Annotated in this window: 8 protein-coding genes; 4 read left to right on the top strand and 4 right to left on the bottom strand. The window is 70.9% G+C overall.

Annotation, left to right across the window (positions count from 1 at the left end):
* Positions 1-14 precede the first annotated feature (14 nt).
* Positions 15-1,367, top strand: coding sequence for a two-component system sensor histidine kinase CseC (gene cseC, locus HFV08_RS25960; protein ID WP_168542888.1), 1,353 nt, complete (start codon positions 15-17; stop codon positions 1,365-1,367).
* Between the two features lie 28 nt (positions 1,368-1,395).
* On the opposite strand, the gene HFV08_RS25955 is transcribed toward cseC, so the two are convergent.
* Both HFV08_RS25955 and HFV08_RS25950 read right to left on the bottom strand, forming a co-directional pair.
* The gene (locus HFV08_RS25955; RefSeq protein ID WP_168542887.1) at positions 1,396-2,904 is read right to left on the bottom strand and encodes a DUF4246 domain-containing protein; all 1,509 of its coding nucleotides are present in this window, start codon (positions 2,902-2,904) and stop codon (positions 1,396-1,398) included.
* A gap of 233 nt (positions 2,905-3,137) precedes the next feature.
* Positions 3,138-4,757 (bottom strand): MDR family MFS transporter, encoded by a 1,620-nt coding sequence (locus HFV08_RS25950; protein ID WP_168542886.1) that lies wholly within the window; start codon positions 4,755-4,757, stop codon positions 3,138-3,140.
* 159 nt (positions 4,758-4,916) lie between these two features.
* Between HFV08_RS25950 and HFV08_RS25945 the strand changes: the two genes are divergently transcribed.
* The gene (locus HFV08_RS25945) at positions 4,917-5,489 is read left to right on the top strand and encodes a TetR/AcrR family transcriptional regulator (protein WP_168542885.1); all 573 of its coding nucleotides are present in this window, start codon (positions 4,917-4,919) and stop codon (positions 5,487-5,489) included.
* Positions 5,490-5,558: 69 nt separating this feature from the next.
* A complete protein-coding gene (locus HFV08_RS25940) occupies positions 5,559-6,443 on the top strand; it encodes an IS5 family transposase (protein WP_168542884.1) in 885 nt (294 codons plus the stop codon).
* Between the two features lie 123 nt (positions 6,444-6,566).
* Here the strand turns inward: HFV08_RS25940 and HFV08_RS25935 are convergent, their stop codons facing one another.
* Positions 6,567-7,271 (bottom strand): M23 family metallopeptidase, encoded by a 705-nt coding sequence (locus HFV08_RS25935; RefSeq protein WP_168542883.1) that lies wholly within the window; start codon positions 7,269-7,271, stop codon positions 6,567-6,569.
* A 1,044-nt stretch (positions 7,272-8,315) separates the two neighbouring features.
* On the opposite strand from HFV08_RS25935, the gene HFV08_RS25930 reads away from it, so the two are divergent.
* Positions 8,316-9,815 (top strand): MFS transporter, encoded by a 1,500-nt coding sequence (locus HFV08_RS25930; RefSeq protein WP_210430778.1) that lies wholly within the window; start codon positions 8,316-8,318, stop codon positions 9,813-9,815.
* A gap of 169 nt (positions 9,816-9,984) precedes the next feature.
* Here HFV08_RS25930 and HFV08_RS25925 read toward each other — a convergent pair whose 3' ends face one another.
* Positions 9,985-12,516, bottom strand: coding sequence for an ATP-dependent Clp protease ATP-binding subunit (locus HFV08_RS25925; protein ID WP_040249936.1), 2,532 nt, complete (start codon positions 12,514-12,516; stop codon positions 9,985-9,987).
* Between the last annotated feature and the right edge of the window lie 246 nt (positions 12,517-12,762).

The raw sequence follows: 12,762 nt of genomic DNA, 5'->3' as shown, positions 1-12,762 counted from the left end.
GGGTGGTGGCGGGGATGAGCGACTTCCGCGGGCGGCTGCTGCCCGCCCGGGTCCGCAGCTCGCTGCGCGGCGGGCTGCGCTGGAAGATGAGCGCGGCCATCGCCCTGGTCGGCGCGCTGGTCGCCCTCGCCCTCAGCCTGGTCGTGCACAACGCCGCCCAGGTCTCCATGCTGGACAACGCCCGCGATGTGCAGGACGAGCGGGTCCAGTTCGCGCAGCGGATCTACGAGGCCAGCGGGCGCGAGCAGTTCGGCTCCAACGTCGACGACCCCGAGATGCCGAAGATGGTGCGCGAGCGCGCCCAGGCCGGACGGCGGATCACCTACGTCGCCTCGACCCGCTCCGGCGCCCCCGACATCTGGGCCGCGGTCCCGCTCGCCGACGGGCATGTCCTCTCCCTGCACAGCCGCTTCAACGACCGCAACGCCACCGTCCTCGCCGACCTCGACCGGGTGCTGTGGATCGGCTCCCTCTCGGTGGTCCTCGGCGGCTGCGCCCTCGGCGTGCTGATCGGCGGCCAGCTCTCGAAGCGGCTGCGCAAGGCGGCCACCGCGGCCCGCGAGGTCGCCCAGGGCGAGTCGGACGTACGGGTACGGGAGGCCATCGGCGGTGTCGTCCGCGACGAGACCGACGACCTGGCCCGCGCCGTGGACGGCATGGCGGACGCGCTGCGGCAGCGCCTGGAGGCCGAGCGCCGGGTGACCGCGGACATCGCGCACGAGCTGCGCACCCCGGTGACCGGACTGCTCACCGCGGCCGAGCTGCTGCCGCCGGGCCGCCCGAGCGAGCTGGTGAAGGACCGCGCGCAGGCGCTGCGCACCCTGGTCGAGGACGTCCTCGAAGTGGCCCGGCTGGACAGCGCCGCCGAGCGGGCCGAACTCCAGGACATCCTGCTCGGCGAGTTCGTGACCCGGCGGGCGGGCACCTTCGGCCCCGGGGTGAGCGTGCAGGTCGCCCGGGAGTCCGAGGTCACCACCGACCCGCGCCGCCTGGAGCGCATCCTCGGCAATCTGCTCGCCAACGCCGCCCGGCACGGCGGCACCCCCATCGAGGTCACCGTCGACGGCCGGAACCTGCGGGTGCGCGACCACGGCCCCGGTTTCCCGGAGGAGCTCCTCGCCGAGGGCCCCAGCCGCTTCCGCACCGGCAGCCGCGACCGGGCGGGCCGCGGCCACGGCCTCGGCCTCACCATCGCCGCCGGTCAGGCCCGGGTCCTCGGCGCCCGGCTCACCTTCCGCAACATCCGGCCCGCGGACCCCTCCGACGACGCCCCCGCCGAGGGCGCCGAGGCCGTCCTCCACCTCCCCGAGCACGCGCCCACCGCCACCGGCAGCTACCCGATGCTGCCGGCGAAGGCGACGGACTGAGGCACTCGGGGGCGGCCGGGTCCCGGCCTCAGTGCTCGCACAGCGAGAACTCCCGTTCGTAGACCTCCTCGTTGTGCGCGTCGACGAAGAACTTGCGCTCGTGCATGAGCTGTTCGCGGTAGCCCTCGGCCTCCTCCCGCGTCATGGTCGAGGTCTCGGACCAGGGCTGCTGCGGCGGCACATCGGAGGTCGAGACGATCTTCTTCGAGGGGTCGACCAGGAAGAACGCGAGGATCTTGCGGTGCCCCGGCCGGGTCGGGTCCGCGAGGCGGAACGAACCGACGCGATGCTGGAGGATGTTGGGAAAGGCCAGGCAGCGCCCCGCCGGGGTCGGGGCGGAGCCGAGGACCTGGTTCAGCGCGTCCTCGTCCTCCAGGCCGTAGACCTCCCGCAGGCCGTTGTCGTCGTTCTGCTCGTACCGCGGGTCGTCCAGTGCCGCGCGGAAACTCAGGCGGCTGTCGGTGATGTTCTCGCTGTCCCAGTAGTAGAGGCCGGTGGAGACGATCCGCTCGTTCAGCATTCCCTCGACATGCCAGGAACCGCCCGCGTACTCGGGCTTCTCCGGGGTGAGGTGGATGGTCGCGAGCTTGACGATGACCTGGAGCCGGCGGCCGCGCAGGTCGATCCGGGCGTGGTCCTCGGGCTTCGGCGGCGGGGTGAAGGCCGGGGCGTCCGGGATGACCGGGCTGCGGTTCTCCCACCAGTCCTCGTCGGCCCTCTCCCAGGCGTCGAGGGCTTCGTTGTAGGCGTCCTCATCCGGGTAGGAGGACCGGTCGGGGTGCTCCGGCTCGTCCTCGTACCAGCCGTGGGGGTCGGCCACGATCCGCAGCGGCCGCGGATGCAGCAGATCGGTGAGGACGTTCTCGAACAGCGGGCGTATGCGCCCGAACAGCTCCGGGAGGACGGCGGCCAGTTCGCGGTGCTCCTCGGGGTGGACGTTGTTGACGTACGAACGGAAGACCGCCTCGCCGTCGTCCCCGACCGTCACGTCCGTGGGCAGCCACTGGAACTTCTCCGAGAACTCGTAGCGCGCGAAGCCGTCCGCCGGGTTCCGCCACGCCTCCCCGGGTGCGCCGCTCACGTCGCGCACCAGGCAGAACAGCGAGGGATGCACCAGGTCGAGCACCTGGCCGTCCGAGCCCGGATGCCAGTCGCGTTCCGCCTCCGGGACCTCCTCGAGGACCCGGACCGCCGCCCGCAGCCGGGACCTCAGCCCCTCGTCGATCAGCGCGTCCGACTGCCACACCCCGTCGACACCGGAGACCTCGACACCGGTACGCCCGTCCCGCAGCCCGGCGTAGTACGCGAGTTCGTCGAGTACGTACCGTATCTGCGCCTCGGTCAGGCCCTGTTCGCCGGCCTCGCGCGTCCACCTGGCGACGAGGGCGGCGTCGTCCCGCTTGACGAACCACTCGGGCTTCTCCCGGATCGCGGCGCTGCACCGCATCATCTCCAGCTCCCGCAGGGTCCGGGGCTTCGCGACCTCCACGGTGCGCGACACATGAAACGGCAGCGGAAAAGCAGTGAAGACGGCCAATGCTCTCGATCCCCCCAGGTGAAGTGCGATGCCCGGGAGGCTACTTCAGGGCACTGACAGCGCTCGGCCCCGCCGCGTCCCCGCACCGGGGAGCGACGGGGCCGTCGCGCCACCAGGCCGTCGGACGGCGTCCGGCCGCCCCGCCTCGACGCCCGCCACGAAGGCTCGACCGGAACCCGGACCGGAGACGAGGGGGCCCTGAGGACCCCCTCGTGACATTCCGGGACCGGGGCTCACACGTTCTCGGAGAGCTTCCGGTCCTCGGGGGCCGGGGCGGTCCGCCGCGCGGTCCCGTCGCCCTCGCCGTCCTGGGCCGGTGCCTTCTTCGGCTCCTCGCCGCCGCGCAGCGGGGTCTCCTTGACGAAGAGGGCCGCCACCAGGACCACGACCGAGACCACGGTGCCGAGCAGGAAGGCCGCGTGGGTGCCGGAGGCGACCGCGTGCTGGTAGGCCTCGCGGGCCGCCTCGGGCAGCTTGGCCAGGCTCGCGGCGTCCAGCTGGGCGGACTGCTCGGTGACCTTGCCGCCGAGGGCGCCCGCCCGTTCGGTCATGACGTCCTGGACCTGGTGGTTGAAGAGCGCGCCCATGATGGCGACGCCGAAGGAGGAGCCGAGGGTACGGGTCAGGGTGGCCGTGGAGGAGGCCACGCCCATGTCCTTCATCTCCACGCTGTTCTGGGCGACCAGCATGGTGATCTGCATCAGGAAGCCCATGCCCGCACCGATCACCGCCATGTAGACGCCGGAGGTGAGGCGGCTGGTGCCGGTGTCCATCGTGGAGAGCAGGTACATGCCGACGATCATCAGGACGCCGCCGAGGATGGGGAAGATCTTGTACTTGCCGGTGCGGGTGGTGACCCGGCCCGCGGCCAGCGAGATCACCAGCATCGCGCAGAGCATCGGCAGCAGGAGCAGGCCCGAGTTGGTGGCCGAGGCCCCCTGGACGGACTGCTGGTACAGCGGCAGGAAGAGCACCGCGCCGAACATGGCGAAGCCGGTGACGAAGCCGATGATCCCCATCAGGGTGAAGTTGCGGCTGCGGAAGATGTGCAGCGGCATGATCGGCTGGGCGGCCCGCCGCTGGACGAGGACGAAGCCGACCAGGGCGGCCACGCCGAGCGCGATCAGCTCCATGATCACGGCGGAGGACCAGGCGTACTCCGTACCGCCCCAGGTGGTGACGAGGACGATCGCGGTGATGCCGACGGTCAGCAGCGCGGCGCCGAGGTAGTCGATGCGCCCCTCGGCGCGCTTCTTCGGCAGGTGCAGCACGGCCGAGACGGCGAACAGGGCGACGGCGCCGAGCGGCAGGTTGATGTAGAAGGACCAGCGCCAGCCGAGGTGGTCGGTGATGGTGCCGCCGACCAGCGGGCCGCCGATCATCGCGAGCGCCATCACACCGGCCATCAGGCCCTGGTACTTGCCGCGCTCCCGCGGCGGGATGAGGTCGCCGATGATCGCCATCACGCCGACCATCAGTCCGCCCGCGCCCAGCCCCTGCACGGCGCGGAAGCCGATGAGCTGGCCCATGTCCTGGGCCATGCCGCTGAGCGCGGAGCCGATCAGGAAGACCACGATCGAGGTGAGGAACATCCCCTTGCGGCCGTACATGTCGCCGAGCTTGCCCCAGATCGGGGTGGAGGCGGCGGTGGCCAGGGTGTAGGCGGTGACCACCCAGGACAGGTGCTCCAGGCCGCCCAGTTCGCCGACGATGGTCGGCATCGCGGTGCCGATGATCATGTTGTCGAGCATCGCGAGCAGCATCGCGATCATCAGTGCGAGGAGGACGACCCGTACGCTGCGGGGTTTCGTCTCCGGCTCGGCCGCGGCGGCGGCCTGCTGGTTCGGGCTCATCTTCTCCACTCCCCCTGGGACGATAGAGAGCGAGGCGACTGCGCCTTTGACTTACGCTTACTTGCCGCCCGGCTAGTGACTACACTGCGAAGGTAGCCACGGCACTTGCCGGTCGTCAAGTAAGCAGGTTTGGACATCGGAGAACGAGGAGCACCGAGGATGGGCACCCACACGCAGCGCCGCACCGACACGCGGCAGCGCATCCAGGACGTCGCCCTCGAACTCTTCGCGGAACAGGGCTACGAGAAGACCTCGCTGCGCGAGATCGCCGAGCGCCTGGAGGTCACCAAGGCCGCGCTGTACTACCACTTCAAGACCAAGGAAGACATCCTGATCAGCGTCTTCCAGGACCTGACGGGACCGCTCGACGAGCTGGTCGCCTGGGGCGAGGCCCAGGAGCGGACCCTGGAGTTCAAGAAAGAACTGCTGCGCCGCTACAGCGAGGCCCTCAACCAGGCCGCCCCGCTCTTCCGCTTCATGCAGGAGAACCAGGCGGCCCTGCGGGACCTGAAGATCGGCGAGCTGTTCAAGGACCGGGTGCACGCCCTGCTCGGCGTCCTCAAGGACGACACCGCCCCGCTGCCCGACCAGGTGCGCTGCGTCAGCGCGCTCTTCACCCTGCATGCCTCGATGTTCCTGCTGAAAGACCTCGACGGCGACTTCGAGGAGAAGCGTCTCGCCGCCCTCGAAGTCGCCGTCGATCTGGTGACTCAGGCACATCAGCACGCCTGAGAAGGTGTTGGGTAATTGATCAGCTTCGGGTGGTGACCTTCGTGTTGGTGTTCGCGAGGATCACCGGCTGTGTGTGTCTGTGTGTGCAAGCGGGTCTATGACACGTCGTTGACGGATGCCCAGTGGGCGGTGATCGAGCCGTTGTTGCCGGTGCGGGATCCGTCGCGGGGTGGACGCCCGTTGAAGTACGGACGTCGGTTGATCATCGATACGGTCCTTTATGTGCTGGGCAGCGGGTGTGCTTGGCGTATGGTCCCGCGGGATCTTGCGCCGTGGGATGCCGCTTACCGATGGTTTCGCCTGTGGAGCGCGGACGGCACGTGGGACCGGTTGCACGATGCGCTGCGGGACAGGGTGCGTATCGCGGACGGCCGTGACCCGCAGCCTTCTGCTGCCGTGCTCGACTCGCAGTCGGCACGCAGTCACCAGGGTGGTGAGGCCATCGGCTACGACGCGGGCAAGCGGGTGCGGGGCCGCAAACGGCACATCCTCGTCGACACCTGCGGACTGGTGCTGCGGGCAGTGGTCCACTCGGCTTCCGTGCAGGACCGGGCCGGAGCCAAACGCGTTCTGACCGGGCTGCACACGCTGTTTCCGCGGGTAGGGCTGGTGTGGGTGGATGGCGGTTACGTCAACCGTGTCGACGCCGGCCTGGTGGGCTGGGCCCGGCACGCCGAGAACGTCGAGATCGTCGCCGTCCCGCGCAACGCGGATGTGAAAGGCTTCCAGGTGCTGCCCCGCAGGTGGGTGGTGGAACGGACTTTCTCCTGGCTGGGGCGGTGTCGACGGTTGGCCCGGGACTACGAACGCAAGACCGCTCACGCTGAAGCGATGATCAAAGTAGCGATGATCCGGCTGATGGCAGCCCGCCTTGCCGGCGAGGCGGTCACACCCCACGGCCCCATTGAGACCGAAGCAGCACGCCGCCTCGCCGACGACCTCAAGAACGAGTAACCACCCAGTTACCCAACACTTTCTGAGCGCACCCTGCCCTGTCTGCTGCTGTGAAGGTGTGCCACGCCTCGCCCGGCGGCCGCCTCAGCGGGCCGCGCGAGGATCCGTCGCGGGTACGTCCGCTCAGAACGTCAGGCCCTCGCCGCGCATGAACTGGACGGGGTTGACGGCCGAGCCGTAGTTCGGGCTGGTGCGGACCTCGAAGTGCAGGTGGGGACCGCTGGAGTTGCCGGTGTTGCCGGACTTGGCGATGTGCTCGCCGGTCTTCACGCTCTCCCCGACCTTGACGTCGATCCGCGACAGGTGCGCGTACTGGGTGTACGTGCCGTTGCCGTGGCTGACCACGATCGCGTTGCCGTACGCCGGACCGTCGCCGCCGCCGTTGGGGCCGGCCTTGACCACGGTGCCGCCGTGCACGGAGTTCACATCGGTGCCGACCGAGACCGCGAAGTCCTGGCCGGAGTGCTTGCTGGACCACATGTTGCCGCCGAGGCCGAAGCCCGCGGACAGCTCGTACTTCTTGACCGGGGCGACCCAGGAGGCCGGCTTCTTCTTCGCGGCCTTCTTCTTGGGCGCGTCCTTCTTGGCGGCGGAGTCCTTCTTCTCGGACTTCTCGGACTTCGCGGCCTTGGCCTGGGCGTCGGCCTGCTCCTTCACGGAAGCGGCGGTGGCGCCCGGGGCAGCGGTCACGTCCTTGGCATTGCCGTCCGCAGCGGTGGCCACACCGGCGCCGAGGGCGGCGGCGGCACCCATACCGGCGGCGAGTACGGCCGCACGGGTACGGAGCTGGGGAGTAGCGATACCGGGGAACATGGCGCGCTTCGTCATTCGGTCTTACCTCCTGCATGAGCGGACCCGGCACAAATGCCTCGTGCCGGGCAGGGCACAACCTTGGTAACCCACACCCCGGACCGCCTTCAATCCCCCTCTCTACTATCCGCTGCCGTAGTGGATACGGGTGCTTTCCGTCCCTTGACAGAGCGGCTCGTCGTACGCGCGACAAAGCGCCCTGGGGTCGCCAAGGCTCCGCTAAAGCCCAGTTCAGGGCGGTGCAGCCCGGGCACACCAAGGCTTCGGGACCCTTTCGGGACCTCCAGCACCAAGGTCCCGGAACCCTCAGGGCCGAAGGTCCCGGGGCCCCGAAAGGCGCTTCTTACTAATGCGCATAGTGGACTCGAAAAGGGCTGTGCCGCATGTCACGGAGGACCTTGATCGACAGTCCGGAGAAAGGCATTCCGGTGTGAGCGCGGCTACTCGGGGAGGGGGCGTTCCGAGGGATTTCCGAGGGGCGGTCGGGGCTGGTTCGGGGGGCGTTTCGGGGGGCGTTTCGGGGGTGCACTTCCAGGCGGTGGGTGCGGAGGGTGGGCCCGGGTGCGGAGTCGGCGGGGCGGTGCCTTGAGCGTGCGCGGGGCCGGGAGGCGGGTCGCGGTCGCGGTCCCGGTCGCGGTCACAGGCGCGGTCCCGGTCGCGGTCCCGGTCGCGGTCGCGGTCGCGGTCACGGTCGCGGCCCCGGTCCTGGTCCTGGTCCTGGTCCTGGTTCTGGTTCTGGTTCTGGTCACGGTCACGGTCACGGGCGCGGTCCCGGTCGCGGGACGGGAGGTGCCGTCGGCGCGTGAACGCAGGCGGGGCCGCGGTGCCCGAAGCCGGCGGGGAGGCGCGGACGCCGGGTGCCTTGTGCCCGTACGGCGGCCGGAGCGTCAAGTGGCCCTGGAAATGGGGCTGTCCGCGGGTGCCCGCGCTGCTAGGGTCACCGGCATGTTCCTCCTGTGTGCATAGGACGCCTTCTGCCCGCGCCGGTGACCGGCGCGGCGATCCGGCGTCCCCGCACACCCCGCGGCGCCCCTTCGGGTGCCGCCGAGCCGAGGAACCTCCATGTCTTCGCCCTCTTCCGGCCCCGCCCTGCCCGGCCGCGCCCCGCGGCCCACCTACCGGCAGGTGCTGCGCGTCCCGCACGCGGCGCGCGCGATGGCCGGCGCCCTGCTCGGCCGCCTCTCCTACGGCACCGTCCCGCTCTCCCTGCTCCTCGCGGTCCGGGAGGCCTCCGGCTCGTACGCGGTGGCCGGGACCGCCATGGCCCTGTTCGGCCTGGCCGGCGTGGCGCTCTCACCGGCCCGCGCCGCGGTGATCGACCGGCGCGGCCCCGCCCGCCCGCTGACCGCCCTCGCCCTCTGCTACGCCCTCCTGCTCGGACTCCTCACCGCCGCGGCGGTCGGCGGCGGGGTCCCGGACGCCGCCCTGGTCGCGCTCGCCGCCGCCGCGGGGGCCGGTACGCCGCCGCTCGGGCCGGTGATGCGGGCCCTGTGGAGCAGGCTCGCCCCCGACCCGGAGCTGCTCCAGCGCGCGTACAGCCTCGACTCGGTGGCCGAGGAGCTGCTGTACGTCCTCGGCCCGCTGCTCGTCGGCCTCCTGGTCGCCTTCGCCTCCCCGGCGGCGGGCCTCGCCCTCAGCGCCGTCCTCGTCCTGGTGGGCACGCTCGCCCTGACGTCGTCCCATGCCGTCCGCAGCACGTCGGGCGGCAGCCCCGCGGGCGGCAGTGCTGCGGACGACGGTGCTGCTGGTGGCAGCGCTGCCGGCGGCAGTGCTGCGGAGGGCGGCTCCGCAGGCGCTGCCTCCGCGAAGGCGACGCCGGTGGCGGCAGCGCCCAGCGGGGCGGCGCCGGGCAGGCGGTCCGCTGCGGCCCGGTTGCTCGGGGGGCCGCGGCGGTGGCGGTCCGCGCCGGTCGTGCTGCTCACCGGTGCGCTCGGCGTCGGGCTCGGGGCGCTGGACCTGCTCGTGGTGGCCTTCGCCGAGGAGGCGGGGGCGCCGGGGGCGGTGGCCTGGGTGCTGGCGGCCCTCTCGGCGGGCAGCGCGGTCGGCGGACTGGTCTACGGGGCGGTCCGCTGGCGCCTGCCGCTGCGCACCCGGCTGGCGCTCGCCGCCGTAGGCCTGGGTCTGGTGCTCGCCCCGGCGGGCCTCGCGCCGGGGCCCTTCGCCCTGGCGCTGGTGGCGGCGCTGGCCGGGGTCTCCGTCGCCCCCGCCCTGACCACGGCCTATCTCCTCGCCGACGCGACGGCTCCGCCCGAGCGCCGCACCCGCGCCGGGGCCTGGGTCAACACCGCCTTCAACGCGGGCGCGGCCGCCGGCACCGCGGCGGCGGGACTGGTTCTCGGCAGCCTCCCGGTGGCCGCCTGCTTCGCCCTCGCCGCCCTCCCTCTGCTCCTCGCGGGCCTCGGCTCCCTGGCCCCGCGCCGTGCCGTACGGACGGCAGGGGCCACCGCTCCGGCCCCGGCCCGGCAGGAACCGCGGGAGGCGCGAGAACCGCAGCAGGCGCGGGAGGTGCGGGCGGCTCAGAAGGCGCCGGAGCAGGCGCGCACAGCGCGTACCGCGAGCTGAGCACGTGCCCGGGCCGCACCGCCCGGCACACAGGAGGCCGCACGAACCGCCGCACATGAGGCCGCGCAAAAGGGGCTGCCCCCGGAACCTCTCGGTCCCGGGGGCAGCCCCTCTGGCTCGGCTCGTGCCGTTCGCCGGCCGCCGGAGCGGCCCGCGGTGGGCGGAGCTGTCAGGCGTCCTTGCTCAGGTTGGGTCCTGCGCCGGAGCCGCCCGCGGCCTGCTCGATCGGCGGCACGTCGGGCAGCGCGGACTTCTCCTCGCCGCGGAAGGTGAACGTCTTGGTGTCACCCTCGCCCTCGGTGTCGACGACCACGATGTGGCCGGGGCGCAGCTCGCCGAAGAGGATCTTCTCGGAGAGGATGTCCTCGATCTCGCGCTGGATGGTCCGGCGCAGCGGCCGGGCGCCCAGCACGGGGTCGTAGCCCTTCTTCGCGAGGAGCGACTTGGCCGTGCTGCTGAGCTCGATGCCCATGTCACGGTCCTTCAGCCGCTCGTCCACCTTGGCGATCATGAGGTCGACGATCTGGATGATGTCTTCCTCGGTGAGCTGGTGGAAGACCACCGTGTCGTCGACACGGTTCAGGAACTCCGGGCGGAAGTGCTGCTTCAGCTCGTCGTTGACCTTGTTCTTCATCCGCTCGTAGCTGGACTTGGTGTCGCCCTGGGCGGCGAAGCCCAGGTTGAAGCCCTTGGAGATGTCCCGGGTGCCGAGGTTGGTCGTCATGATGATGACCGTGTTCTTGAAGTCCACGACCCGGCCCTGGGAGTCGGTCAGGCGACCGTCCTCCAGGATCTGGAGCAGCGAGTTGAAGATGTCCGGGTGGGCCTTCTCGACCTCGTCGAAGAGGACCACGGAGAACGGCTTGCGGCGCACCTTCTCGGTGAGCTGGCCGCCCTCCTCGTACCCGACGTAGCCGGGAGGCGAGCCGAAGAGCCGCGAGACGGTGTGCTTCTCGCTGAACTCCGACATGTCGAGGGAGATCAGCGCGTCCTCGTCGCCGAAGAGGAACTCGGCGAGCGTCTTGGACAGCTCCGTCTTACCGACGCCGGAGGGGCCCGCGAAGATGAACGAGCCGCCGGGGCGCTTGGGGTCCTTCAGACCCGCACGGGTACGCCGGATCGCCTGCGAGAGGGCCTTGATCGCGTCCTTCTGACCGATGACGCGCTTGTGCAGCTCGTCCTCCATGCGCAGCAGGCGCGAGGACTCCTCCTCGGTCAGCTTGAAGACCGGGATGCCGGTGGCGGTCGCGAGGACCTCGGCGATCAGCTCGCCGTCGACCTCGGCGACGACGTCCATGTCGCCGGCCTTCCACTCCTTCTCCCGCTTGGCCTTCGCGGCGAGGAGCTGCTTCTCCTTGTCGCGCAGGGAGGCGGCCTTCTCGAAGTCCTGCGAGTCGATCGCGGACTCCTTGTCGCGGCGCACACCCGCGATCTTCTCGTCGAACTCGCGCAGGTCCGGCGGCGCGGTCATCCGGCGGATACGCATCCGGGATCCGGCCTCGTCGATCAGGTCGATCGCCTTGTCCGGCAGGAAGCGGTCCGAGATGTACCGGTCGGCGAGCGTCGCCGCCTGCACCAGGGCCTCGTCGGTGATCGAGACGCGGTGGTGCGCCTCGTACCGGTCGCGCAGGCCCTTGAGGATCTCGATGGTGTGCGGCAGCGAGGGCTCCGCGACCTGGATGGGCTGGAAGCGGCGCTCCAGCGCGGCGTCCTTCTCCAGGTGCTTGCGGTACTCGTCGAGGGTGGTCGCACCGATGGTCTGCAGCTCACCGCGGGCCAGCATCGGCTTGAGGATGCTGGCGGCGTCGATCGCGCCCTCGGCGGCGCCCGCTCCGACCAGCGTGTGCAGCTCGTCGATGAACAGGATGATGTCGCCGCGGGTGCGGATCTCCTTGAGGACCTTCTTCAGGCGCTCCTCGAAGTCACCGCGGTAGCGGGAGCCGGCGACCAGGGCGCCGAGGTCGAGGGTGTAGAGGTGCTTGTCCTTGAGGGTCTCGGGCACCTCGCCCTTGACGATGGCCTGGGCCAGGCCCTCGACGACGGCGGTCTTGCCGACGCCGGGCTCACCGATGAGCACCGGGTTGTTCTTGGTGCGGCGGGACAGCACCTGCATGACCCGCTCGATCTCCTTCTCGCGCCCGATGACCGGGTCGAGCTTGGATTCGCGGGCCGCCTGGGTGAGGTTGCGGCCGAACTGGTCGAGGACCAGGGACGTGGAGGGCGTGCCCTCGGCAGGACCGCCGGCGGTGGCGGTCTCCTTGCCCTGGTAGCCGGAGAGCAGCTGGATGACCTGCTGCCGCACCCGGTTGAGATCGGCGCCCAGCTTCACCAGGACCTGGGCGGCGACGCCCTCGCCCTCGCGGATCAGGCCGAGCAGGATGTGCTCGGTGCCGATGTAGTTGTGGCCGAGCTGGAGAGCCTCGCGCAGCGACAGCTCCAGCACCTTCTTGGCGCGGGGCGTGAAGGGGATGTGGCCGGAAGGGGCCTGCTGGCCCTGGCCGATGATCTCCTCCACCTGCTGGCGGACCGCCTCGAGCGAAATCCCGAGGCTCTCCAGGGCCTTAGCGGCGACACCCTCACCCTCGTGGATCAGGCCCAGGAGGATGTGCTCGGTGCCGATGTAGTTGTGGTTGAGCATCCGGGCTTCTTCCTGAGCCAGGACGACAACCCGCCGCGCACGGTCGGTGAACCTCTCGAACATCGTTAATCGCTCCTCAGAGCGGTCAGGCAACGGGGGACGCTCCCCTCGCTGTCCTTCCGCAGCTTAGTCCCGCAAGCGGGGACCGCTCATTCCAACTGCCGACGCCGGGCCGACAACAGAAGGTCCCTCCTGTCCCCGGTAGCCGACAACTGCTCCAACTCGATGGTGCGAGACGATGTTCCCGCAGGCCAGGGAGATACCCCCGCCATCACTACGCCGATGGCGAACGGGAGACCGCCCCGGGGC

The sequence above is a fragment of the Streptomyces physcomitrii genome (assembly GCF_012273655.1).
Lineage (GTDB): Bacteria > Actinomycetota > Actinomycetes > Streptomycetales > Streptomycetaceae > Streptomyces > Streptomyces physcomitrii.
Note: the sequence above shows the minus strand (reverse complement) of the source record. Positions and strands in the feature narration are given on the sequence as shown.